A 24,713-nucleotide genomic window follows, 5' to 3' on the forward strand; every position below is an offset into this window, starting at 1 on the left:
AGCTTACTAAAAAAGAGTGGACAATTGTCCACTCTTTTTTTCTTTAATTAAATTCTTCTTCATATAACCGATAATAATGAAGTACATCCGCTACATATTTATCACTGTGATTGTATTGAAAAATAGCATTCTCTAAATCGCCTTCAGCCGCACCATTTTGTGATAAATAATTCGCAGCACTGTAAAGAGAGTCCGCTAAATTATATGGATCGGCAATGCCATCTCCATTGCCATCAACTCCGTATCCACCATAATAAGCAATGACGTCGAGATTTGTTTTATCTTCTTCACTAATATCGCCTTGGCCTTGACCTGAACAACTGGGATGGCTCCACCCGACAAATGTACAAGGCATGAATTGCAAATGTCCTTCTGCACCAACTGGCGATAATAACGGATCCATCGTTGAAAACCTAGTTTCAATCCGGTGATGAGCTGCGAGTAATGTCCAGGGGATATTATAGGCGTCTGCCGCTTCTTGATAAAGCGGAATGTTTTCTTCCGGTACTTTGAGTTCGATCAAATGGCTTGGTGCTTCTTTTATTTTGTCAACTACTGAAGTTGCATTAAAAAGCATAAACAGGAGGACCCCAACCGTCGCTATAACGACAGCTGCAGGGATAAACAAAATCAGACAACCTAGTTGACGCTTGTATTTTTTGGGTATTTTCTTTTTTTTCATTTCTCCACACCTAATCATTCCTTTGTTTTAGTGTAGCATATCTGCTGTTGCAATGCCTTTTCTCGTCAATAGACTGCTTATATAAAAGCTGAAACAAACTTTAATTTTCAGAATACTTCTGATAGAATTATTCATTAAGAACAGGAGGTGAAACTTATGTGGGAAGATTTCAAGAAATTTGCTTTGAAAGGAAATGTTCTCGACCTTGCTGTAGCGGTGGTTATTGGAGCTGCTTTTGGGAAAGTCGTTTCTTCTTTAGTTGAAGACATCATTATGCCAGTAGTTGGCATATTAGTAGGCGGAATAAGCGTTGAAAATTGGAGTTATACATTTAACGATGTTGTTTTAAATTACGGTTTATTTATCCAATCGATTATTGACTTTTTCATTATTGCTTTCTCTATCTTTATGGTGATCCGTCTCTTTACAAAAATGAAACGCAAGAAAGATGTACCTGCTGAGGAAGAACCGGAAGTGTTGGACAAAACCCAGGAAATCCTTTTAGAAATTAGAGATTTATTAGGTAAAGAAAAAAAGGAACTTTGATTAAGCCTTGATCTATAAAGTCACAAACACTAGATTCAGAACACAAAAGGGGTGCCCATTCGTTTGTGAATGAGCACCCCTTTTATGTTAATCGATGCTTCAAAAGGATTTTTTTAAGTAAGTCCACTTATTTTCAGCACGACTAAATCTCACCGTATAACCAACGACAAAACAAGCTAAATAACAAAATTTTAATTTAACTTTATTATTTTTAACAAAAAACACACCTTCTCTAAAGTCCTGAGTATCCAGAATTCTTCAAGAATTGGTGTGTTTTAAAGCTTTAATTTTCTTCGATTAATTTACCTAAGTCTTTTTTAATATCTTCAACGGGTACATCTTCAAAGCCGTCGTAATTATTGACGACAACCCCTTTTTGGTCCACTAGATAAAAATTAGTACCGTGTATGACCTGATCACTCTCAGGGTCATTTCGGACAAATGAACTAAAGTTATTTTTTGCAAAATCAGTGATTTCCAGTTGGGTATAGCCTGTTAGCAAATGCCATTTCGATTCATCTGGAACCGAATACTGAGCCAAATAGTTTTGCAGCGTTTCAGGTGTATCCACGACCGGATCAACGCTAAATGCTACAATTTTATAATCTTCCAAACCCGATGCAGCCAGTTGTTGTTGAATATCGCTTAAATTGAAGGTCATCGGTGGACAAACCGTCGTACAATTTGTAAAAACAAAAGTCGCTAGCCAAGGCGTTCCTTTTAAATCTTCTAAGCTCACTGAATCTCCACGTTGATCTGTATAAGAAAAATCTTCAATTGTAGAACTACCACATGCTGATAATAGCAGCACCAAACTTACTAATGCTAAAAAAGAAATAAGTCGCATAAAATTGCCTCCACTCTTTCATCTCTTTCATCATAGCGAAAGTATAGAAACAGCACAATACATGTTAAACCGCCATTGTCACGATTTTGTGAAATCAAGACAGCTTTAATGTGATGAGTGCATCGTGAATGGCGACTAATTTTGCTTCCACACGGTGCATCAAATAAAAAGATACAAAAATAGGGAAACCAAGTTCTTGAACCCATTGCATCCACTCAGCCATAAGCTTTTACCTCCTCATTCATCTGATAAAAAAAGCTCTCCCAAATTAGGAGAGCTTCGTGATTATACTTCGTATTCTAATACATTTCGTTCGATGACTCGTGCACCTTTTATCGAAGTGAAAGAAGAACCTTCGACTTCAAAGACGTTTTGTGTGATGATTGCTTGCATACCTGTCAGCAATTCCGCATCTGTCACATTCGCACGCGGCTCATCTACGGTCAATGTCACGTCTTTTCCTGCAGCAGTTGTGAAAATCAATTCCAATGTTTTTGCCATCTGTACTCCTCCTCAAAATAATTACTGATAGATTGTCATTGCGGATTGTTTTTCAACGTCCATCAATGTCTTCGTTCCAAAATTCGTCAAGACAGCGGCTGTTTCAAAGATTCCATCTGCAGCTGCTGCTTCTTTGACATTGTGGTACGATTTAAACTTTCTCTTTACTTTGCCGTTAACATCCAACCCGTTATCGTAGGTAAAACGAATGCTAGCGTTCTTAAAATCACTAAAGGCCATGTTCTTCACCTCCTTTCATTCGCTATATAGACACAGATAGAAAAAAGAGATACATTTTTGATGAATTTCTTTCTAAATCCTTCTATAATAGAAGTAATGGAAAAATGAGGTGAAACAATATGGAACTGAATGGCTGGTTTTTGTGGTTTATCCTATTTTGGGTATTCGTACTGGTAGGACTTTTTGCCATTGGTGGATATTTCATGTTCAGAAAGTTTCTGAAGTCTATGCCGAAAGAAGACGGTCTTTCAGATTTGAACTGGGAAGAATACTACGTTGATAAAACGATTCATTTATGGGGCGACGAAGAAAAGGCAATGTTAAATGAGCTGGTTCAGCCGGTTCCTGATTTATTTCGTCCGGTAGCAAAACAGAAAATTGCCGGTAGAATCGGTCAGGTTTTACTTGAAGAAAAAGCTAAAAAGATGAAACTCGAGCATATTATCCGTGGGTATATCTTAGCAACCCCAAAGCGAGATCATAAATTTCTGCGAAAAAAACTAGCAGAACTTAAAATTGATGTAAGTCCGTACGAACAATATTTTGAACAGTAAAAAGCGCTACTCCCTTAAGTGGGAATAGCGCTTTTGTTTTTTGCTGCGATTTTTTTGTATTGCCACAACATTGAAATACGCCATGGCCAAAGCATACCAAAGGCCAAAATCCAGAACATGCCTGCTAGTTCGCCAATGTCTATACTCGAACTCAAAACGACTTTCCCAATAACTCGTACTAGCAATAGCCCGAACAAGATAAAGACAAAGGCTTTTGACTTTTTCAAGTAAATATCTCCATCACGGACTTCAAATCGGGAAGTCCATATTAAGACAGTTGAAAAAAGAATGCCTACTGCTAGCGCCTCGAGAATCTGCATGAGCGGAACGCGAAAAAACGGAAAGACAAACATCAATGCACCGGTTGACATAAAAAATGGCGGCAAAATGATTTTCTTGACCGTCGCCGGTTTTTTTGCCGATTTTGTACGGATAAACATTGCCAGCAAACCCATCGCAAAAGCACCGACCGTTGAAACGATCAAATACACTTCGGCAGGGATTTGATCAAACATTTAAACTCTCCTCCAACTCATCTAATCGGTGACGTAACTCATCGATTGGCACAAATCGTGCAAAACGGTTTATTTCTTTTCCTTGTCGGAACAATAAAACGACAGGTGCTGTAAAAAGCATCAGCTGTCCTGCCAATTCTGGCATTTCGGCAGCATTGACCAAATAGAAAGGCGTTTTATAATCATCTTCAAAATCTTCAACTTGAGGACGTAAACCTTCACAAACTGAGCAATTGTCTGTTTTAACAAAAAGTAAAAATGACTGTTCTTCACTAATTTTAGATTGATATTCTTCTATCTTTGTAATGGTTTCCATCATTTCCACCTGCCTAACGTCAATTTAAAACCCTTGGAAATCACCGAAAATTGGACTTAGAATACGAATTAGATACGTCATACCATCGAAAAACAATAGTATGCCCACACCAATCATAACATAGCCACCAATTTTCATGATTTTTTGGTTATGCTTACGTAACCAACCCATGCGGGCGACAAAGAACGACAAGACGAAAAACGGAATAGCAAAGCCAAGCACATACGCCAACATATACCAAACACCAGATCCTGGATTAGTGGCAGCAAGAGCATAAATAGCTGCAGTGATAGGCCCCGTACACGGTGTCCATCCGGCAGCAAACGCTAACCCGATAACGAATGTTCCTAAAAATCCAGACGGACGATTCTTAAACGAAAACTTGCGATCTTGCATAAGGAATTTCGGTGAAAAGACACCAACAATCATCAACCCAAATAGAACAATAAAGATAGCACCTATTTGACGGATCAAGTCATCATAAAGGACAAACCATTCATAGAAAAATGATGTACTGAAACCGAGTGCAATGAATATTGTTGAAAATCCTAGTAAGAAAAATAGAGTATGATACATCCCTCGTCGTTGCATAACTTTTTTATCGTTCTTTATTTCATCCATCGTCATACCCGTTATATAGGATAAAAATGCGGGATACAAAGGCAACGTACATGGCGAAATAAAACTTAAAAAGCCAGCACCAAAAGCCAAAAATAAATTAATATCAGATGCCACTAGTAATTCTCCTTCCTGTGTTCTTCTCATCTTACCAAATTTAAAGATGAAACACTGCTCTAGCACCTGTGAAATCTTTGTGGACAAATAATCTGTTACAATGCTCTATTTTTTTCACGGGATTACTCGCTACTTGCTTGCTTCTAAGAAAAGCAAGCAAGCTTTCGTCCTATTCGCAAGTAATTTTGACTTTTTGTTGTTAGCGTTTTTGATTTTTTGCTATTATACTTATGTAATTTACTACATAGTAAGTAAAAATACAGCTACTTTATAAAGTATTTTGGTCACACCAAATATTCGGGTGTTAGAGTTTCTTCATTACTACCCAACTAATAATGCGCGGAGGCAACACACCGAGGAATGCGACAATCTTCAATAAAAATATTCCTAGAGCATATTGTTTTTTCCGTTCTTTAAAAAACCCGCCTAATTCCAAAAATACGCGTATTGCACAAAAAATAGAAGCCGATTTTCCAAGGGGAAGAGGAAAATCGACTTCTATGGACCGACAGCGAGTACCAATCGCTAGCGGCTCTATAGGGAATGGACTGTTTACCCGATGAGTTGCTTGGCAAGTCCCAATTGATGATGTACTTGTTCAAAACCTGTGCCTCCCAGTGAGTTTCTTCTCTCGACTGCAGTTCTCGGCTTTAAGGTATGGTAAATGTCTTCATCGATTAGCGAACTTGCTTGTTGAAGGTCAGCAAGTGGCAAATCTTTTAAGAAATATCCACGCTGGATGCAAGTGAAAACGAGTTTCCCGGTCACGTCATGCGCTTCTCTAAACGGCATCCCTTTGGCAGCAAGATAGTCCGCCAATTCGGTAGCATTCGAAAAATCCGTGTGTACCGCTTTTTCCATAGATTCTGTACGCACTGTCATGGTCCGGATCATGCCTTCAAAAATCGGCAAAGAACCCAGTAAGGTATGGACCGTATCAAACATACCTTCTTTGTCTTCTTGCAAGTCTTTGTTATAAGCCAGTGGCAGGCCTTTCAATGTCGTCAGCAAGCCAAATAAATTGCCGTAAACACGTCCCGTTTTTCCACGTATTAATTCTGCCATATCGGGATTTTTCTTCTGTGGCATAATACTTGATCCTGTAGAGAACGTATCATCTAACTCGATAAAACGAAATTCCTCACTCGACCATAGAATAATTTCTTCCGCAAAACGCGACATGTGCATCATCAACATCGACGAATTGCTAAGAAATTCCAAAATAAAGTCACGGTCACTGACAGCGTCTAAACTATTTTGATAAACAGTTGAAAATCCTAGCAGTTTTGCTGACATTTCGCGGTCAATTGGGAACGTTGTACCGGACATCGCTCCCGCTCCAAGCGGTGAAATATCGATGCGTTTTAACGATTCCGTTAATCGCTCTTTATCGCGCTGTAACATCCAAAAATACGTCATCAAGTGATGACCAAACGAGATTGGCTGTGCACGCTGAAGATGTGTATAGCCAGGGACAATCGTTTCTACATGCGCTTCCGCTTGCGTGACGATTGCATCTTGGAAAGCCGTAACGGCATCAATAATTTCACCAACACGATTTTTCAAATACAAATGCATATCTGTCGCTACTTGGTCATTCCGACTTCTGGCTGTATGCAATTTACCGCCAATTGGACCTATTTCATCGATCAGCTGTTTTTCTAAGTTTAAGTGGATGTCTTCATTTGATACGCTAAACTCCAAATCCCCGTCTTGCGCTTTTTGTTTAAGTGTCGCAAGACCAGACAAAATAAGCTCTGCATCTTCTTTAGAAAGAATTTCGCAAGCAGACAGCATTTTTACATGCGCCGTGCTGCCTTCCAAATCTTCCATGACCAACTTTTGGTCATAAGCAATGGAAGCACCAAATTCATCGACCCACTGTTCGGCCGATTTTTGAAAACGGCCGCCCCACAGTTTGGTCATGCTTTCACCTTCTCTTTTAAGTCTTCAGGAACTGCCACTTCTTTTTTGTTGACCATAGAGTTCACAACTGTCGGAAGACCCCATAACTCAATAAAGCCAACTGCAGACGCGTGGTTAAATGTATCATCTGTCGAATACGTCGCTAATTGTTCATTGTAAAGTGAATTTGCTGACTTACGTCCTTCAATAATTGCATGACCTTTAAACAATTTCACACGGACTGTTCCGTTAACAAATACTTGCGTTTCTTTTAAAAATGCTTCAAGTGCAACACGTAATGGAGAGAACCACAAACCTTCATAAATTAATTCAGTCAATTTTTTCTCGATTACTGGTTTGAAATGAGCCATTTCTTTCACCAACGTAATATCTTCCAACTCTTTATGCGCTGCGATTAATGTCATCGCTGCAGGAGCTTCATATACCTCACGAGATTTGATCCCGACTAAACGGTTTTCAATATGGTCAATTCTACCGACACCATGTTTCCCAGCAATCTCATTTAGTTCTAAGATCAATTTAGAAAATGAGTACGAAATACCGTTTAATTGAGTTGGAACTCCGTTAACAAATTCGATTTCAACAATATCCGCTGTATCTGGTGTTGTTTCAAGAGAATTTGTAATGTCATAAGCTTCTTCTGGTGGAGTAGTCCATGGGTTTTCCAATACGCCACATTCGTTGGCACGTCCCCATAGATTTTGATCGATTGAAAATGGGCTATCCAAATTCACTGGGATTGGAATATTATGCAGTTTTGCATAAGCGATTTCTTCATCACGTGACCATCCCCATTGTCTAACTGGTGCTACAACTTCAAGATTTGGGTTTAACGACTTGATCGAAACTTCAAAACGTACTTGATCATTGCCTTTGCCCGTACACCCATGTGCTACTGCAGTTGATCCAGTTGCTTCTGCAATTTCAACTAATTTTTTTGAAATCAGTGGACGAGACAAGGCAGACACCAATGGATATTTCCCTTCATACAATGTATGAGCTTGCAACGAGATTAATGCATATTCATCTGCAAATTCGTCTCTTGCATCAATCATATAACTTTCAACCGCTCCCACTTGAAGCGCTTTTTGTTTAATAAAATCCAAATCTTTTCCTTCCCCGATATCCAGGCACACAGCGACAACGTCGTAGCCTTCTTCTTTGAGCCACGGGATGGCCACCGATGTATCTAATCCACCTGAGTATGCGAGTACAATTTTTTTAGTCAATATGAAAACCTCCAATGTATTTTTATGCAACTTATTATATGAATATACACATAATATCATGGATATTTAGTAAGTGCAACACATACGAGCAGAAATTTTCAAAAAAAAAAAAAAGCAGCCGCAGCTACTTTTTTTGATTACTCATTTAGTTCTCCACTTATAGTATATTCATGCGTATCAAGATCGATACGCACTTCAGACATTTTTCCTGCCTCCATATTGCTGAACAAAAATCCGATTTCGTTGTCGCGAACAATTGGTTGCCCCATCATAATCAATTTTGGCAATTGCTCACCATTGATAAATGCTTCAAGTGCTTCTGATTGTTTGACAGAATCCTCGTCCGTTAGAATCGTAATGGTTTCCGCCTCTCCTTGCATAGGAAAAGACTCTGCAAGCGGACCTTGATAGTCCATGCTAACTTTCATCCCTGTACGAATATCACGGATTACACCTTCAGTCGTTTTGGCGCCATCACTTAACTGAACGTTAACATCTTCAGGAATGCTGAAATAGATATTATTGACAAGGATGCTTTCTCCATCGACTTGAGTGATAAATCCTTCTTCTGTCATACTTTTTTGTTCGACTGCCATCTCCGGCTCGTCTTTTTCTTTTGTTTTAGCCGGTTCAGTTTCTTCATTTGAGCATGCTGCAAGTAGCAGGATACTAGCTAAAAATAAACTCCATTTTTTCAAAGCTACCCATTCCTTTTCCTGTAAATTCGTGATGTCTACACTGTTCAATTAATTTTACCTGTTATACGGAATAGTTGCAATTATCGGTCGAGCTATACTTTACTGTAATAGAAAATGCCATCTTTACTCAACTGCTCTACGATGGAACCGTCTTCTAACAAGTAGTCAATTTGGCCAATGGTTTCCGATAAGGTAAGTCCCAATTCTTTTTCGTAAGCATGAGCAAACAGTTCTTTTGTCAGTTCATAAACCGTGCACTGACCTTTCCCAATAATGCCAAGCGTTTTCATGGCACGTTGATGTTGCTTTGTTAAACGAGAAGTAATCAATTCGTTGACATTGCGTACTTCTTCACCATGACCACTGTAAATCACATCAATCGGCATTTTTAGTAAGCGTCTGAGCGAAGCATTATATTGAAGCAACGATTTCGGGCGGCCGAGTGCAGGATCTAGTGGTGGTTCTATTAATGGATTGGAAGATACGGTCGCGATCACATGATCGCCTCCAATCATTTCACGCGTCTGTGCATTCCAAAATGATAAGTGGCTCTGTGCATGTCCGAGTGTTTCAAGAACTTGCCACTCAGTGTGTCCTGGTAGCGTATCTCCTTCATTAATGAACATATCTAGTGGACGATTGCCCATTAAATTTAAGGGCCGTTTCATTTTTTTAACCCAAAAATGCAAATCGCCTGGAACTCCTTCTTCCTTTAATCTTTCCAAGTAAAACGCGTCATGGTAATCAAAAAAATCTTGGTCACGGCGAAGCCAAGGATCGTTATAAGGATGTCCGTATAATTTCGCGTTCTCAAAGCCATCTACCCACCCGGAATGATCCGGGTGATGATGCGTTAGTACAACTTGGTCCACATCTTTTGGTTCTGCACCAAATTCTTTAAGTCCCGCTTTTAAAGCGAGCCAAGCTTCGGGAGTTTTAGGTCCGGCATCGATCAAAGTTAGCATGTCACCTTGTATCAAGTAAGAATTAACATCTCCTACAGCAAACGGTGTCGGAATAATAATCTTATGTAAAGTCAAATTAACCATCTCCTCTAAATGAATGACTATTCATCTATCATACATGGAAAATTTGAAATCGTCACTTCTTTACGCTATTTGACAAAGAGTCAAGCTATCCTCTATAATTTATTAACATATGTGAGCGAAGATAAAGAATAGTACACAAAGTGAAGGTGTCAAGAGAGTGTTGCTTTAGCTGAAATGCACGCCCCCTCTCCTTTGTAGAACCTGCTTTTGAGCTGCCGTGAAAACACGGCCGTCTGTCCGCGTTATGGATATCGAGTGGTGTCTTGATGGCAAACTTAGGTGGTACCGCGGAAACAAAGCGTTTTCGTCCTTGTATAAACAGGGACGAATGCGCTTTTTATTATGAGGAAAGAGAGTGATACAAATGAAAATTGTCTGTGTTGGAGCCGGATCCATGGCCGAATCCATGATTCATGGCTGGATCAATAAGCGAATTATGAAACCAGAAGAAATTTCGGTGATGAACCGATCAGATCAGGACCGACTTGAATTTCTAAGTGACGAATATGGTGTGAATATCGTTTGCGAGGAACAAACAGAATTAAAAGATGCCAATTTCGTCTTACTTGCGATGAAACCGAAAGATGTAGAAGCAGCACTCAGTGGAATTAAAGAAAAATTGACGGGTAACACAGTTATCTTGTCTGTCGCAGCAGGCGTTTCAATTGCAACGATTCAAAAACATGTCGGGGATTTTCCAGTCGCACGTGCAATGCCGAATACTTCTGCGAAAATCGGGAAATCGGCGACCGGCGTCGCATGGAGCAAACACGTTTCTCTGGAACAGCAACATGAATTACGAGATCTACTGTCGTCGATTGGCGGTGTCACAGTCGTTGAAGAAGAACAATTGCATGCCGTTACTGGAGTTGCAGGAAGTGGACCAGCTTATATTTATTATTTTGCTGAAGCAATGACTGAAGCGGCTATTGAGAATGGATTGTCCCATGCCGATGCAAAAAAACTAGTACGCCAAACTTTTGCAGGTGCTGCTGAAATGCTGCAACAAGAAGATTTTGCTGAGTTGCGAATAAAAGTAACCAGTCCAAACGGCACAACTGCAGCGGGTCTAAACTCACTGGCAGAAAATAACTTTAAAGACATTGTCGGACAATGTGTCACGAAAGCTTCCCAACGATCTCAAGCGCTTGGAAAAGAATTTAAATAAATGCTGCTGTATAATTTGTAGTTGTATCTATATGAGGAGGGCATTCCATGGCAAAGCTATTTGAATCATTTACAATTAAAGAAACTGTTTTTAAAAATCGTATCGTTATGGCACCGATGTGTATGTACCAAAGCGATCAAGAAGATGGCAAAATAACAGACTGGCACCGCGTTCATTATCCAAGTCGTGCAGTCGGAGGCGTCGGTCTCATTATTACAGAAGCAACAGCAGTTCAACCACAAGGTCGCATTTCATCAAGAGATCTTGGCATTTGGAATGATCACCAGATTGATGGACAAGCAGAAGTTGTCCGGTTGATGAAACAAAACGGTGCCAAAACTGGCATTCAATTGGCACACGCTGGTAGAAAAGCAACAGTTGACGGCATTATCTATTCTGCAAGTGCTATTGCTTTTGATGACAGCTATCAAACACCCAAAGAAATGTCTTTAAGAGACATTGAAGAAACAATTGAAGCGTTTAAAAACGGAGCGATCCGCGCGAAAAAAGCCGGATTCGATGTCATCGAAATTCATGCAGCACATGGATACTTAATCAACCAATTCTTGTCTCCTTTAACCAATAAACGAAGCGACTTATACGGCGGTAACGCTGAAAACCGTTATCGTCTTTTGAAACAAGTCATAGATGTTGTCAATGAAGTATGGAATGGCCCGCTATTCGTTCGAATTTCTGCGCACGATTACAGTGATGGGGGCATGACACCAGAGCAATATGTAGAAATGTCGCAATGGATGAAACAGCAAGGCGTCGATTTAATCGATGTTAGTTCTGGTGCTGTGGTACCAGCCCGCATATCGGTATTCCCTGGCTACCAAGTACCATTTGCAGAAACCATCAAAAAGCTCACACCAATTGCGACTGGTGCAGTTGGCTTGATCACTAGTCCGTTGCAAGCAGAAGAGATACTCCAAAATGAGCGTGCAGATATGGTCTTCCTGGCACGCGAGCTGCTTCGCGACCCTTATTGGGCATATACTGCTGCTAAAGAACTTAAAGCGGAAATCACCGCTCCAGTGCCGTATGAACGTGGTTGGGTATAAGGCGGTTGCAAAATACTTAAGATTTAGTATACTTAAGATAACGTAAAAAACCGAATGCTTTCGCATTCGGCCAGCTGTATGCCGCCACGAGAGCGGTTGGCTGGAATATAGGCTTAAAAATAACCGTCATTCCACGCCACATGGGACGGTTATTTTTTTTTGTTAATGACCAAAATCATGGAAACGACAAGTGTTAATGCGCTGATCGTTAATCCGATACTCGCAAAAACGAGACCGAATGATTCTGTGATGGTCATGATACCACCCCCTTTCAACGGGAATGGCCAAACCGCCCTCATACAACTGTAACTTTATTTTAACACAAAAAGAACGTATGTTCTATTATTCCCAAAAATAATTTTATTATTAACCAAAAAAAGCCATCCCCTAGGAATGACTTGGCTTTTTTTTCCTAATTTTTTTAGCGTGCTGTAGCCATTCCAACTCTAAAAAATCGTGAGCAATAAATCCATGTGGCTGTATTTCCCTCATTTGTTTCAACAAAAATTTGTCGTCTTCCGGTAAAAAACGTGCACTAATATGATTTATGATTAATGCAGTAGCACCAGCTAAACGAGCTGTTTTAGCAGCATCATATACGGTTGAATGGCCATATTCGCCAGCCATCTTTTTAGCAGTGCCATCAAAGGTTGCCTCATGCACTAAAACATCAGCCCCTTGACTCAACTCGACAGCAGCGTGACAAAACCGCGTATCTCCCAGAATTGCAACAACAAATCCTCGCTCTTCTGGCTCAGTTACATCTTGACTACGGACTAATTGACCAGTAAGGGTTTCCACATCTTCCCCATTTTTTAACTTCGCTAGTAACGGACCTTTTGGAACACCAAGAGCTAGTGCTTTGTTAATAAGTAACTTTGGCGGTAATGGTTTTTGGGTAATTCTAAAACCATAGGACGGAATAACATGATCTAGCAGCCGGGTTTCTACTGTCATTAGCTCATCCTCAAATAACAAACCTTCTACTAATTCATGATAAACAACCGAGTAAGTTAAATGCGTACGACTCAATTTTAACGTCATTTCAATGTATTCTTTAATTCCCGAGGGACCATAAATTTCAAGTGGTTCATCTCCGCCTTGGAATGAACGAGACCCGAGAAGGCCAGGCAAGCCGAAAATATGATCTCCATGCATATGAGTAATAAAAATTTTTTCGATTTTGCGCGGCTTAATGGTTGTATGGAGAATTTGGTGCTGCGTCGCTTCTCCGCAGTCAAATAACCAAACAGTTCCCCTTTCTTCCAGCAATTTTAGTACTAATGCAGAAGTATTACGTTGTTTAGAAGGCATTCCAGCACCGGTACCAAGAAATAATAATTGCATATGTCTCCTACTTTCTGTCATGATCATGATCGTCAAGAAAATCTTTACTAAAGCTTGTTTGGGAATCATAGTTTACTTTTTTTATTTTTGTTCCTCGTGTTAAGACACTTTTCCCAAAACGACTTTCCAGTTTAGCCATCAAATCGAGGATAGGTTCTTCTTTAACATGTTCTTGGAAATTGAAAATCGACAATTGTTCTGTCATATCGACTTTAGCAGCCACATTCGATACCGTCACGCCAATCAGCCGCAAAGGCTCACCGTTCCAATGCTTCGTAAACAATTGCCATGCATTGCGGTGAATATCATCGGCTTTCCAAACCGTGTTGTTTAGCGTAACGCTGCGCGTTCTGTTTTTCCAATCAGAGCTACGGGTTTGAATGCTGACGGTGGGACCCGCTAATTCTTTAGCTTCTAGACGGTTAGCCACTTTTTGACTGAGCTGACGAAATAAGGCTTTTAAATTTTGTTCATCTGTTTCATCTACCGGTAGGGTAGTTGACGTACCCACACTTTTTGTATCATAAATCGAATCGGGATCAACTTGACGGTCATCGATACCATTGGCACGTGCCTGCAGGCGAACTCCATTTTTACCCATCTTTTCTTTAATCAACCCTTCATTTGCTAGAGCCAACTCACCGATTGTTTCGATTTTCAAACTTTTTAGCCTCGTTGCTGTACTGTCACCAATACCATGCATATCAATGACGGAATTTGGCCATAGTAAAGTTTGAATATCGCGTTTTCGCAATATCGTAATGCCCATCGGTTTTTTCATATCGGAAGCCGTTTTGGCTAAAAATTTATTAGGAGCAATGCCAATAGAGCAAGGCAAGTCTAATTCGGCAAGCAAGCGTTGTTGAATGTTTTTAGCAATTTCAAGTGCATGCTGTTGTTGTGTCAATTCCGTGACGTCCACATAGCCCTCGTCAATCGATACGGGTTCGACCATCTCCGTATAGGAACGCAAAATCTCGAACATTGCTTTAGAGGCTGCTCGGTAACGTTCAAAATTCGGTGGCAATACTAAAAGTCCAGGAAACTTACGTTTGGCTTCATGTACTTGCATTGTCGTATAAATGCCATAGGCTCTCGCTTCGTAGGAACACGTAACGATAATGCCTTTACGTTCCTTGGGATTTCCAGCTATAGCAATCGCTTTGCCTTTTAGTTCCGGATTATGTGATTGTTCAACGGAAGCATAAAAACTATTCATATCAATATGAAAAATAACTCGGCTAGCCATAAAGCGCTCTCCACTTTCCTTTTCTTTTCAGTGTATCAAAAAAAGAGAGAACATACATCCTGTTCTCTCTTTTCTGTGAAGCTTCTATTAGTTAGTTAGTAGTTGATTCTTTAACAATTTCAACGAGTAATTCCGTCAATTTTTCAAGTTCTTCGATTGGCATCCGTTCATTTTTTGTATGGATCTCTTCATAGCCTACACATAAGTTAACAGTAGGGACACCAAAACCGTTGAAAATATTAGCATCACTACCGCCTCCACTTGTTAGGATTGGCGACGGACGACCGATTTTAGCTGCTGCTTTTTGAGCAATTTCAACAACTGGATCCATGTCATCAAAGTAGAATCCTGGATACATTAGTTTAACTTCTGTTTTTGCACGTCCACCTAGATTTTCTGCTACTTGTTCAAAAACAGTTTCCATGTGGATAGTCTGTGCAGCTAGTTTGTCTTCGCTAATTGAACGTGCTTCTGACAAAATATGGACTTCATCACAAACAATATTAGTAGCACCGCCACCTTCAAAATGTCCGATATTTGCTGTTGTTTCTTCATCTATACGGCCTAAGGTCATTTTAGCAATCGCTTTTGCAGCAATACTAATAGCTGAAATTCCTTTTTCTGGTGCAATTCCAGCATGTGCTGTTTTCCCATAAATGGTCGTCCACAATTTCGCTTGGTTTGGTGCAGCTGTAACAATGCCCCCAACTTTACCGTCGCTGTCTACGGCATAGCCGTATTTTGCAATTAATAGCGAAGGATCCATTTCTTTCGCACCGACCAAGCCACTTTCTTCTCCAGCTGTAATAACCAATTGAATATCGCCATGCTCAATTTGCTGTTCCTGAAGCACCCGGATCATTTCAAACAAAGCAGCAATACCTGCTTTGTCATCTGCACCTAAAATCGTCGTGCCGTCTGAATAAACATAGCCGTCACGAATTTCAGGTTTAACCCCTACTCCCGGTGTAACGGTGTCCATGTGAACTGTGAAATATATAGGCGCAACATGACTTAATGTTCCCCGCAGTGTAGCAATAATATTACCTGCACCATGACCTGTAACTTCAGCTGTATTGTCTATTACAACATGAAAACCCATCGCTTCAAGCTTAGTTTTTAAAATTAGAGAAATGACGCCTTCGTGTTTTGTTTCAGAATCAATTTGAAGCAATTCCAAAAATTCATCCATTAATCTTTCGCTATTCATCTAAAACACTCCTTCTATATCTTACAGCGGCATATTGCCGTGTTTTTTTGCAGGACGCGTATCTTTTTTATTGCGCATCATTTCTAATGCTTGAATCAATTTGATGCGCGTTTCGCGTGGGTCAATAACATCATCGACCATGCCACGGGCAGCCGCAACATAAGGATTCGCGAATTTAACACGGTATTCCTCAATTTTTGCTGCACGCGTTTCTTCTGGGTTGTCGCTTGCCGCGATTTCGCGTGCAAAAATGATATTCGCTGCGCCATTTGGACCCATAACCGCAATTTCTGCATTTGGCCATGAATAAACCAAATCCGCACCGATAGATTTAGAGTTAAGTGCAACGTAAGCACCGCCGTACGCTTTTCTTAGGATCACAGTCATTTTAGGCACAGTTGCTTCTGAATAAGCATATAAAATTTTCGCTCCGTGACGGATAATACCGCCGTGTTCTTGCTTAATACCTGGGAAGAATCCTGTAACATCTTCAAATGTAATCAGCGGAATATTAAACGAATCACAGAAGCGAATAAAACGGGCTGCTTTATCAGAAGAATCGATATCAAGCCCACCTGCCATGACTTTCGGTTGGTTACAGATTAACCCAACCGTTTCCCCTTTGATGCGTGCCAGGCCAATAACAATGTTACGCGCAAATTCTGGTTGCACTTCCATAAAACTGTCTTTATCGACAACTTGTTCAACTACCTTACGCACGTCATATGGCCGAATCGCTTCAAAAGGGACGACGTCAGCTAAATCTGGACGGTAATCATCTTCTTCTCCACCATCCAGACGCGGAGGCATTTCCGTATTATTCTGCGGCAAATAGCTAATCAATTGACGTACCATTTCCAGCACTTTTTGTTCTGAGTCCCCACGGAAGTGCGCATTGCCGCTAATTGCTGTATGTACTTTCGATCCTCCAAGGTCTTCAGAGGAAATTTTCTCACCAGTAACGGTTTCAATGACTTTCGGTCCAGTAATAAACATTTGGCTCGTTTTATCGACCATAAACACAAAGTCCGTAATCGCTGGCGAATAAACTGCGCCGCCTGCAGAAGGTCCCATAATAACAGAGATTTGCGGAATAACTCCAGAATAAATCGAGTTGCGATAAAAAATCTGGCCATAGCCATCTAGGGACAAGACACCTTCTTGAATACGTGCACCACCGGAATCGTTTAACCCGATAAAAGGTGCGCCGTTTCGTGCAGCTAAATCCATGACATTGGCAATTTTTTTCGCATGCATTTCCCCTAAAGCTCCACCAAAAACAGTAAAGTCCTGCGAAAACAAGTAAATCGCTCTGCCATTTACTTTACCGTACCCCGTGACTACCCCTTCACCAGGACCTTCTGCCATACCGAAATCGGTTGTGCGATGTTCAACAAACGGGCTCAGTTCAACAAATGTTCCCTCGTCGACTAATAAATCAATTCGTTCACGCGCTGTCAGCTTGCCTTTATCGTGCTGCTTTTTGATGCGCTCTTCGCCACCACCAAGTTCGATCTCGCGTTTACGGTCGTACAATTCATTGATTCTTTCGTAAATATCCATTTCCCCACTCCCAATCACTCTTTTTCGCAAAGTTCGTACAATACCCCATTTGATGATTTCGGATGCAAAAAGGCTACCATTGCTCCACCTGCACCCGGCTTTGGCTGTTCGTTTAGTAGTTGGACACCTTTGTCACGCAGTTCTTCCATTCGCTGTTCAATATTGACGACACCAAATGCAATATGGTGAATGCCTTCACCCTTTTTCTCTAAAAATTTGAAAATGGCACTTTGTTCATCCATCGGTTCCAGTAATTCTAGTTTGACATTTCCCGCATCGATAAATGCGACGCGTACTTTCTGAGACTCTACTTCTTCGATTTTCATCAGTGACAATCCGAGTGTATCCGTGTAATAAGGAAGGACAGCATTCAAATCCCGCACTGCGATTCCGATATGATCTACTTTTTTCATCCTAGTTTCACTTCCTTTTTTATCTTCTCTCTTATTGTACAGATTCGCTGTTAAAAACTCTAGTTGTTAGCGAATATTTGGAAAACCGTAGCGTGTCTCTTCAACTTCTACTCAATATATGATATGATTTCCTCAAGGATTTGATTGATAAAGGAGCTTACCACTAATGAGAAACGCAGCTTTTCGCAAGTTTATCGTTTATGCGATGATTGGCATCATGCTACTATCAAGCTTTATGTTTGGTTTGAGCTTTATTCTTTAATGGATTTTAAAAGACAGCAAGAGCTAAATCGCTCTTGCTGTCTTTTTGATTTTCATTTTTGGGAAACGAATAGAGTTAGCCGGCTGCTTCTGTTTTTCTTGTTTGAAAGCCTTTATAGGATTGCTTGATTTCCAAATACGTTTCCATTTCATGAATCACTTGGTAAAGTTCCGCCATGGCGAGGAATTTTTCGTGACTGTCAGGTAGTGGCAGTGCAGCAAAGTTTTCTTTGACTTTATTTAACTTAGATATATAGCGATACGCTGTATTGCCTGAGTGAACGTGCTCTGACAAATCTTGCAGAAAGTCAGCGACCAAATCTGTTTGATCCACGATTACTGGCAACGCTGTAATTTTCGGTAAAATACGCTCAATAATTTCAAGTTGCTGTTCACGCATTTCAAAGTAATGATAGTATTTGTTTTCATGGCGTCTAATGTGATTTTCAACGTCTTGATACGCCAACGCTTTTGCTTTTTCCAGCAACTTTCGGGCATCCATCAATTCTTTGCCGCTCCATACAGATTCTCTTTCCCTCAAATAAATAACAATTTCACGAAAAATAGAGGCGTATAGATTTTCAATTTCGTAACGATAGCTTTTCAGCTTTTTTTCTATGCTCGGCATGTACATATTGACGACCAACGCTGTACCAAAACCCACAAGCATCAGAATCAATTCATTTGTCAGCAAATCCATATCTAGATTTTTGGCATCGTATATATGCAGCAAAATTACGGCACTTGATACAAAACCATCTTGAAAACGTAAGGTTACCAACAAAGGAATAAAGAGGACAATGAGAACACCAATCATAACAGGATGGTAAGAAATCCCTTCGAAAAAGATGAACGCATAAAGGATACCGATCAAACTGGCGATAAACCGAGAAAACGCTGCACGAATCGACTTTCTCTTCGTCGGTTGTATACAAAGAATCGTTAAAATTCCAGCAGATACATAATAATCAAGCTGGAGCAATTGAGCTAACGAAATAGCAACGGCTACACCTAGCGCGGTTTTCAACGTACGATAACCAATTGAATAAGGCTTAAAATTCAGCTTCATTGTCCCCTCCAAATTTAGACATGAAAAAGATGCCTCCATAAAGAGGCACCTTTTTTAAACTTCTTCGCAATGCTGTTCAAATATCGCTTGGATATGCGTAATAACAGACATAGGATCATGTCCTTCAATTTCATGACGACCGATCTCGTCAACCATTTTTCCGTCTTTCATAAAAACGAATGATGGCGAAGACGGTAAGTGATCGTCACCGAAAATTGCGCGTGCTTGAGCAGTTGCTTCTTTATCTTGCCCAGCAAAAACGGTAAACAAACTATCTGGACGCTTATCGTAGTGAATCGAATGCAAAGCTGCTGGACGAGCAATGCCGCCTGCACATCCACATACCGAGTTAATCATGACAAGGCTAGTTCCTTTTTGTGAAAATGCTTCATTTACAGCTTCAGCTGTTTCGAGCTGTGTATATCCACCATCAATCAATTCTTGGCGAGCTTGTGTTGCTATATCGTTCATTAGGAAGTTAAAATCCATGCTCATCAAATACCACTCCTTATTATTGCTTCTTTTATCATAGCAGTTGTTCTGTTGACTTGCAAAAAAAGCTTACTCAAAAAGCCGGACGATTGCCTGCGCTACAGTCAATTCATCGCTCAATACTTGCTTTTCTAAGACAGTCACCAATTGACGGCGATTCACATCGTTAAAAAAGCGACTATGTAACTCGTCTGTAATCATCGAACGGAACCAATCTTTTGTTTGTTCTTGACGACGCCGCTTCCAAAATCCGCTGTTTTTTACTGCCATTTCAAATTCCTGAATCATTTCCCAAACGCCTGGAATACCCGTACTTTCTACAGAAGAAGCAGCAATCGGTCTAGTTGTCCAACTTTCAGTTGCCGGCTGCAGAAAATGCAGCATTTGCTTGTACTCTGCCACTGTTCGTTTTGCCAGTCGGACATTATCTCCGTCCGCTTTATGGACGACAATCGCATCCGCCAATTCCAATATCCCTTTTTTCATCCCCTGTAATTCATCCCCAGCACCTGTCAACACTAATAACAAAAACATGTCGACCATACCACGAACTAAAGTTTCACTTTGACCAACTCCGACTGTTTCCACTAAAATTATATCGTATCCTGCCGCTTCACAGAGCAGCATCGTTTCGCGCGTCTTTTTATGAACACCACCAAGTGTGCCGGCTGTAGGTGACGGCCGGATAAAGGCATTCGGATTTCGCGCTAACTCCTCCATACGGGTTTTGTCTCCGAGAATACTGCCACCAGTAAGCGATGAGCTTGGATCAATCGCCAGTACCGCAACACGGTGGCCAAGACTTGTCAGCATTTCACCAAAGGTTTCAATAAAAGTGCTTTTCCCAGCTCCGGGTACGCCGGTAATGCCAATACGCAGACTGTCGCCTGTAAACGGCAGCAATTGGTTGAGCAATTCCTGACCGTTTTGTTTATGTTCTGGATTTGAGCTTTCAAGTAAGGTAATTGCTTTTCCAAGATACAGCCGCGATCCGCTCTGTACGCCTTGTGCAATGGTTTCAATATCCAAATTTCCAGTATCCGGTTTCTTGAACTTTTTCCGTGGCAAAGGTTTCATGCCGTCATGCGCTTCATGAACACCTTCCATGACACGTCTGGAATTTTTTTCATGGCTCATCAGTCTGCCACTTCCTCATAACCCAAACGCACGTAAATTTCTTCGATAACTTTTTGTGCCGCTACTGGGATGACGGTTCCAGGACCAAAAATAGCACTAGCTCCATTGTTGCGCAAAAACTCATAATCTTGCGCGGGAATAACTCCCCCAACAACAATCAATATATCTTCTCGTCCAATTTTCGTAAGCTCTGCTTTTAAATCTGGAACCAATGTCATATGTCCAGCTGCTAGTGAACTCACACCAATAACGTGAACATCATTTTCCACTGCTTGTTGCGCTGTTTCAGCTGGTGTTTGGAATAATGGGCCAATGTCAACGTCAAAGCCCAAATCAGCAAATGCCGTGGCAATAACTTTCGCTCCGCGATCATGGCCGTCTTGACCCATTTTGGCAATTAAAATACGTGGGCGACGCCCTTCATTCTCAATAAAGTCTTCTGTCATTTTTTTGACGATTTCCATTTCTTGTTGATTTGAGAAATTTGAACTATAAACCCCACTCACTGAACGAATCACCGCCTTATGCCTTCCAGATGCTTTTTCAATGGCGTCGGAGATTTCACCGAGAGATGCGCGGTGACGTGCCGCTTCAATGGCACAAGCTAAAATATTGTCTTTCCCGCTTTGTGCTGCTTTGGTCAATGTTTCTAGAGCTGTTGCAACTTTTTCACTGTCGCGTTCAGCTTTCATCCGATCTAATCGTTCAATCTGCGTTTTACGAACCATTGTATTATCGATATTCAAAATATCGATCGGATCTTCTTGATCGAGACGGTACTTGTTGACACCAATAATGACTTCTTCATTGGAATCGATTTGCGCCTGCTTTTTCGCTGCGGCTTCCTCAATACGCATTTTAGGTAAACCCGTTTCGATAGCTTTCGCCATTCCACCTAGTTCTTCAACTTCTTCAATCAATTCCCATGCTTTTTCCATTAATTCATTCGTTAAGGTCTCAACGTAGTATGAACCGCCCCATGGATCGATAACATTGGTCATCATCGTTTCTTCTTGAAGGAATAATTGTGTATTGCGGGCAATTCTTGCAGAAAAATCTGTCGGTAGGGCAATGGCTTCATCGAGTGCATTCGTATGAAGCGATTGCGTATGACCCATTGCCGCTGCATTGGCTTCGATCAATGTGCGTGTGACGTTATTAAACGGATCTTGCTCAGTCAAACTCCATCCTGATGTTTGCGAATGTGTCCGCAAAGCCAATGCCTTGTCATTTTTCGGATTGAAAGTTTTCATCATTTTTGCCCAGATTTCTCGTCCTGCACGCATTTTTGCAATTTCCATGAAATAATTCATGCCAATGCCCCAGAAAAACGACAACCGCGGTGCGAAATGATCGATATCTATGCCTGCCGCAAGTCCCGTCCGAACGTATTCAAGCCCGTCTGCTAGTGTATAAGCTAGTTCAAGATCTGCCGTTGCGCCTGCTTCTTGGATATGATAACCAGAAATCGAAATTGAATTAAATTTCGGCATATGATCTGAAGTATATTTAAAAATATCTGCGATAATTTGCATCGACATGGCTGGCGGATATATATACGTATTACGTACCATATATTCCTTTAAAATATCATTTTGAATTGTCCCCGCTAGTTGGTCAGGAGATACACCTTGTTCTTCAGCTGCGACAATAAAAAACGCCATAATCGGCACAACTGCACCGTTCATCGTCATAGATACTGACATCTGATCCAATGGAATGCCATCAAACAAAATTTTCATGTCTTCAACGCTGTCAATGGCAACGCCTGCTTTACCAACGTCTCCAACAACGCGCTCGTGGTCTGAGTCATAGCCACGGTGTGTCGCCAAATCAAAAGCAACGGATAAGCCTTTTTGCCCCATCGCTAAATTGCGACGATAAAAGGCATTACTTTCCTCTGCAGTTGAAAATCCAGCGTACTGGCGCACAGTCCAAGGACGCGAAACGTACATCGTTGGATACGGACCGCGAACATTTGGAGCAAATCCTGGCATGCTTTCTTCTAGAAAATCGATATCTTTTGCCGTATAAACTGGCTTAATAGCAATTCCTTCATTTGTTGTAAAGACGCTTTGTTGTTCGACCGTTTGAGTCGCGGTAGCTAATTGATCAAGCGTTACTTTTGAAAAATCGGGTTTAGCCATTAGAACGCCTCCTTTCCTAAAGCGAGAATTTTTTCGAGTTTTGTAGTCATATGCTTACCAGAATAGAGCGTTTCATTAATACCAAATTGTGCCCACTCTGATAGCTGTTCTTTTGGATACCTACCTGCGAGATCAATACTCGCCTTTGTATCCAATCCAGCTACAACTGCCTCAACTGCCTCTTTTGATCCACACAACACACCATAATCAATCGCTTCATTTGCTAAAAATTGATTAATTTCTTTAGCCGTCGCTAAATGTGAACTTACTAGAGGCTCTATTCCCCCTACTGCTAAAAAGCCTGAAACAAAGTCAACTTGTGCTTTTATGTTCTTTACTGGCTCGAGAAGAATGATTGCAGATTTTAAGTTCACTACTTTACTTTGTGCACGAAGATTTTCAAATGGTGTTGCCAAACGTTTAGCTGTCATGTATTCCAAGTGACTGTCACCTATTTTCGAGTCTCTCACGGGTTCTTGTGGATTGGCATAAATATTCGTGCCAATCAGCGACTGTTGACGCGTTGCGATATTGTTTTCTCGATCAACCCATTTTGCTTGAATATCGTCTGTTAACCAGCCTGATTTAATAACTTCGGAATAGCCACCTGCTTGTTCGATTTCCAGGAAATAATTCCATCCAGCTTCTACGTACTCTTTCGTTAAAGTTTCAACAAAATACGAGCCGGCTGAAGGATCCACCACATGAGACACATGGGCCTCTTCTTTTATGACCAATTGAACGTTGCGCGCGATACGTCTGCTCGATAAATCCGGTTTGGTCAAAAAATCATGCGGATGGACAGTATGCGCATCTGTTCCACCAAGAACAGCCGCAAATGTGGAATTTCCTGCACGCAATAAATTCACATAAGGATCTAGCTTTGAGTAAGAACGGACAGACGTTTCTGTAAATAATGGAATCATCGGCGCTTCTTCTCCAAAAGCAGAACTGAAAGCTTGCCATAATACACGGAATGCACGCAACTTTGCGATTTCTTGGAAGAATTGTGTATCTACAGCAAAGCGAATCCACGTATTTTTAGCAGTTTCCGAAAAATCACTCTCTGCCATTCGTTCTGACAGAATACTCAGTGCAACGCCTAGTTCGTGTACGGCTGTTCCTCCAGCATGATGAATTGGAATGGTATCTACCAATTGAGTTCGAACGTTTTCTGGGGCTTCCACAGCTTCTTCAGAAAAAACAACACCTTGTACGTGTGCTAGCTGTTCAGGTGCCACAAAATCAAAAACACGCAAAATGCCTTGATCGTCACTTGTCAATTTAAAGTACAACGGTTTTTCGGTGATCAATCCTGCCAACTCACTCAATTGCTCATCTGTCCAATCAAATTTGCCGAATCCTGTATAGACAACGGTTTCATTTCCGCGAAGTATATCGTCTTTCATCAAAGTTAAATATTGTTCTGCCGACTCGGCCGTCACTTCTTGTGCCACCAACCAACTCGGCTGATATTTGCCATGTTGGATAGCCGCAACTTGTGCCGGTACATAACTCCCTAATTGATCGAGCATGTTTTTGGTGTATAGCGGTTCAAGTGTAATATCTTCGATTGTTGAAGTTTTCAACGTTTCCTCAAAAGGTTTGCCTTTAATCGCTTTTTCAGCTACCTGCTGCCATTCACTATATGTACGCTTTGGAAATTGTATGTTCTTCATCGATTCGATTGTCAAACTATTCCCTCCTCAAAGGCTATCTGTCTTCATTTTAACCGACTCGACGCCGACATTAAAG

The 24,713-nt window shown here is 40.9% G+C and carries 27 protein-coding genes; 5 read left to right on the forward strand and 22 right to left on the reverse strand.

Translation table 11 applies throughout. The features are described from left to right. Positions 1–43 precede the first annotated feature (43 nt). Positions 44–682, reverse strand: coding sequence for a lytic transglycosylase domain-containing protein (locus AUO94_RS00790; RefSeq protein WP_058385464.1), 639 nt, complete (start codon positions 680–682; stop codon positions 44–46). Between the two features lie 156 nt (positions 683–838). On the opposite strand from AUO94_RS00790, the gene mscL reads away from it, so the two are divergent. Continuing rightward, a complete protein-coding gene (mscL, locus tag AUO94_RS00795) occupies positions 839–1,228 on the forward strand; it encodes a large conductance mechanosensitive channel protein MscL (RefSeq protein WP_058385465.1) in 390 nt (129 codons plus the stop codon). A 283-nt stretch (positions 1,229–1,511) separates the two neighbouring features. Here mscL and AUO94_RS00800 read toward each other — a convergent pair whose 3' ends face one another. The 4 genes from AUO94_RS00800 to AUO94_RS00810 all read right to left on the reverse strand — a co-directional run bounded on the left by AUO94_RS00800 (position 1,512) and on the right by AUO94_RS00810 (position 2,816). After that, positions 1,512–2,075, reverse strand: a complete 564-nt coding sequence (locus AUO94_RS00800; RefSeq protein ID WP_058385466.1) for an SCO family protein — start codon at positions 2,073–2,075, stop codon at positions 1,512–1,514. Positions 2,076–2,169: 94 nt separating this feature from the next. Then, positions 2,170–2,298 (reverse strand): YvrJ family protein, encoded by a 129-nt coding sequence (locus AUO94_RS16955; protein WP_078080368.1) that lies wholly within the window; start codon positions 2,296–2,298, stop codon positions 2,170–2,172. Between the two features lie 62 nt (positions 2,299–2,360). Then, positions 2,361–2,576, reverse strand: a complete 216-nt coding sequence (locus tag AUO94_RS00805; protein ID WP_058385467.1) for a DUF2922 domain-containing protein — start codon at positions 2,574–2,576, stop codon at positions 2,361–2,363. Positions 2,577–2,597: 21 nt separating this feature from the next. Next, positions 2,598–2,816, reverse strand: a complete 219-nt coding sequence (locus tag AUO94_RS00810; RefSeq protein WP_058385468.1) for a DUF1659 domain-containing protein — start codon at positions 2,814–2,816, stop codon at positions 2,598–2,600. Between the two features lie 119 nt (positions 2,817–2,935). Here AUO94_RS00810 and AUO94_RS00815 point away from each other — a divergent pair, with 119 nt between their 5' ends. Next, positions 2,936–3,370 carry a DUF2621 domain-containing protein gene (locus AUO94_RS00815; RefSeq protein WP_058385469.1) on the forward strand — a complete coding sequence of 145 codons (435 nt, stop codon included), beginning with the start codon at positions 2,936–2,938 and terminating at the stop codon, positions 3,368–3,370. 14 nt (positions 3,371–3,384) lie between these two features. Here AUO94_RS00815 and AUO94_RS00820 read toward each other — a convergent pair whose 3' ends face one another. From AUO94_RS00820 to AUO94_RS00850, 7 genes are all read right to left on the reverse strand, one after another. After that, on the reverse strand, positions 3,385–3,885 hold the full coding sequence (locus AUO94_RS00820; protein WP_058385470.1) for a CcdC family protein: 501 nt from the start codon (positions 3,883–3,885) through the stop codon (positions 3,385–3,387). Then, positions 3,878–4,201 carry a thioredoxin family protein gene (locus tag AUO94_RS00825; RefSeq protein WP_058385471.1) on the reverse strand — a complete coding sequence of 108 codons (324 nt, stop codon included), beginning with the start codon at positions 4,199–4,201 and terminating at the stop codon, positions 3,878–3,880. The genes AUO94_RS00820 and AUO94_RS00825 overlap by 8 nt, the downstream gene beginning before the upstream one ends. A gap of 24 nt (positions 4,202–4,225) precedes the next feature. Beyond that, positions 4,226–4,936 carry a cytochrome c biogenesis CcdA family protein gene (locus AUO94_RS00830; protein WP_058385472.1) on the reverse strand — a complete coding sequence of 237 codons (711 nt, stop codon included), beginning with the start codon at positions 4,934–4,936 and terminating at the stop codon, positions 4,226–4,228. A 552-nt stretch (positions 4,937–5,488) separates the two neighbouring features. Then, entirely contained in the window at positions 5,489–6,862 is a 1,374-nt protein-coding gene (gene argH / locus AUO94_RS00835) for an argininosuccinate lyase (RefSeq protein ID WP_058385473.1), read from the reverse strand. After that, on the reverse strand, positions 6,859–8,091 hold the full coding sequence (locus AUO94_RS00840) for an argininosuccinate synthase (protein WP_058385474.1): 1,233 nt from the start codon (positions 8,089–8,091) through the stop codon (positions 6,859–6,861). The genes argH and AUO94_RS00840 overlap by 4 nt, the downstream gene beginning before the upstream one ends. Positions 8,092–8,228: 137 nt before the next feature. After that, on the reverse strand, positions 8,229–8,789 hold the full coding sequence (locus AUO94_RS00845; protein WP_058386911.1) for a DUF3221 domain-containing protein: 561 nt from the start codon (positions 8,787–8,789) through the stop codon (positions 8,229–8,231). Between the two features lie 92 nt (positions 8,790–8,881). Then, positions 8,882–9,829, reverse strand: a complete 948-nt coding sequence (locus AUO94_RS00850; RefSeq protein WP_058385475.1) for an MBL fold metallo-hydrolase — start codon at positions 9,827–9,829, stop codon at positions 8,882–8,884. Positions 9,830–10,202: 373 nt separating this feature from the next. Between AUO94_RS00850 and proC the strand changes: the two genes are divergently transcribed. After that, positions 10,203–11,006 carry a pyrroline-5-carboxylate reductase gene (proC, locus tag AUO94_RS00855; protein WP_082707482.1) on the forward strand — a complete coding sequence of 268 codons (804 nt, stop codon included), beginning with the start codon at positions 10,203–10,205 and terminating at the stop codon, positions 11,004–11,006. A 47-nt stretch (positions 11,007–11,053) separates the two neighbouring features. Beyond that, positions 11,054–12,070 (forward strand): NADPH dehydrogenase NamA, encoded by a 1,017-nt coding sequence (gene namA / locus AUO94_RS00860; protein WP_058385476.1) that lies wholly within the window; start codon positions 11,054–11,056, stop codon positions 12,068–12,070. A 387-nt stretch (positions 12,071–12,457) separates the two neighbouring features. Here namA and rnz read toward each other — a convergent pair whose 3' ends face one another. The 5 genes from rnz to mce all read right to left on the reverse strand — a co-directional run bounded on the left by rnz (position 12,458) and on the right by mce (position 17,852). Next, positions 12,458–13,417 carry a ribonuclease Z gene (gene rnz / locus AUO94_RS00865; protein WP_058385477.1) on the reverse strand — a complete coding sequence of 320 codons (960 nt, stop codon included), beginning with the start codon at positions 13,415–13,417 and terminating at the stop codon, positions 12,458–12,460. 7 nt (positions 13,418–13,424) lie between these two features. Further along, on the reverse strand, positions 13,425–14,666 hold the full coding sequence (locus AUO94_RS00870; protein ID WP_058385478.1) for a DNA polymerase IV: 1,242 nt from the start codon (positions 14,664–14,666) through the stop codon (positions 13,425–13,427). A 91-nt stretch (positions 14,667–14,757) separates the two neighbouring features. Then, positions 14,758–15,876 carry a M20/M25/M40 family metallo-hydrolase gene (locus tag AUO94_RS00875; RefSeq protein WP_058385479.1) on the reverse strand — a complete coding sequence of 373 codons (1,119 nt, stop codon included), beginning with the start codon at positions 15,874–15,876 and terminating at the stop codon, positions 14,758–14,760. 21 nt (positions 15,877–15,897) lie between these two features. After that, the gene (locus tag AUO94_RS00880) at positions 15,898–17,439 is read right to left on the reverse strand and encodes an acyl-CoA carboxylase subunit beta (RefSeq protein ID WP_058385480.1); all 1,542 of its coding nucleotides are present in this window, start codon (positions 17,437–17,439) and stop codon (positions 15,898–15,900) included. A gap of 14 nt (positions 17,440–17,453) precedes the next feature. Beyond that, positions 17,454–17,852, reverse strand: a complete 399-nt coding sequence (gene mce / locus AUO94_RS00885; protein ID WP_058385481.1) for a methylmalonyl-CoA epimerase — start codon at positions 17,850–17,852, stop codon at positions 17,454–17,456. A 166-nt stretch (positions 17,853–18,018) separates the two neighbouring features. Here mce and prli42 point away from each other — a divergent pair, with 166 nt between their 5' ends. Continuing rightward, a complete protein-coding gene (prli42, locus tag AUO94_RS17185) occupies positions 18,019–18,114 on the forward strand; it encodes a stressosome-associated protein Prli42 (RefSeq protein WP_149456201.1) in 96 nt (31 codons plus the stop codon). A 75-nt stretch (positions 18,115–18,189) separates the two neighbouring features. Here prli42 and AUO94_RS00890 read toward each other — a convergent pair whose 3' ends face one another. From AUO94_RS00890 to AUO94_RS00910, 5 genes are all read right to left on the reverse strand, one after another. Next, positions 18,190–19,182, reverse strand: coding sequence for an aromatic acid exporter family protein (locus AUO94_RS00890; RefSeq protein WP_058385482.1), 993 nt, complete (start codon positions 19,180–19,182; stop codon positions 18,190–18,192). Positions 19,183–19,236: 54 nt separating this feature from the next. Then, positions 19,237–19,677, reverse strand: a complete 441-nt coding sequence (locus tag AUO94_RS00895; RefSeq protein WP_058385483.1) for a BrxA/BrxB family bacilliredoxin — start codon at positions 19,675–19,677, stop codon at positions 19,237–19,239. A gap of 66 nt (positions 19,678–19,743) precedes the next feature. Further along, positions 19,744–20,811, reverse strand: coding sequence for a methylmalonyl Co-A mutase-associated GTPase MeaB (gene meaB / locus AUO94_RS00900; RefSeq protein WP_058385484.1), 1,068 nt, complete (start codon positions 20,809–20,811; stop codon positions 19,744–19,746). After that, positions 20,811–22,958, reverse strand: coding sequence for a methylmalonyl-CoA mutase (gene scpA, locus AUO94_RS00905; protein WP_058385485.1), 2,148 nt, complete (start codon positions 22,956–22,958; stop codon positions 20,811–20,813). Before scpA ends, meaB begins: the two co-directional genes overlap by 1 nt. Then, complete coding sequence (locus AUO94_RS00910; RefSeq protein ID WP_058385486.1) at positions 22,958–24,652, reverse strand: methylmalonyl-CoA mutase family protein; 1,695 nt, start codon at positions 24,650–24,652, stop codon at positions 22,958–22,960. Before AUO94_RS00910 ends, scpA begins: the two co-directional genes overlap by 1 nt. Between the last annotated feature and the right edge of the window lie 61 nt (positions 24,653–24,713).

The sequence above is a fragment of the Planococcus kocurii genome, from assembly GCF_001465835.2.
In the GTDB taxonomy this organism is placed as follows: Bacteria; Bacillota; Bacilli; order Bacillales_A; family Planococcaceae; genus Planococcus; species Planococcus kocurii.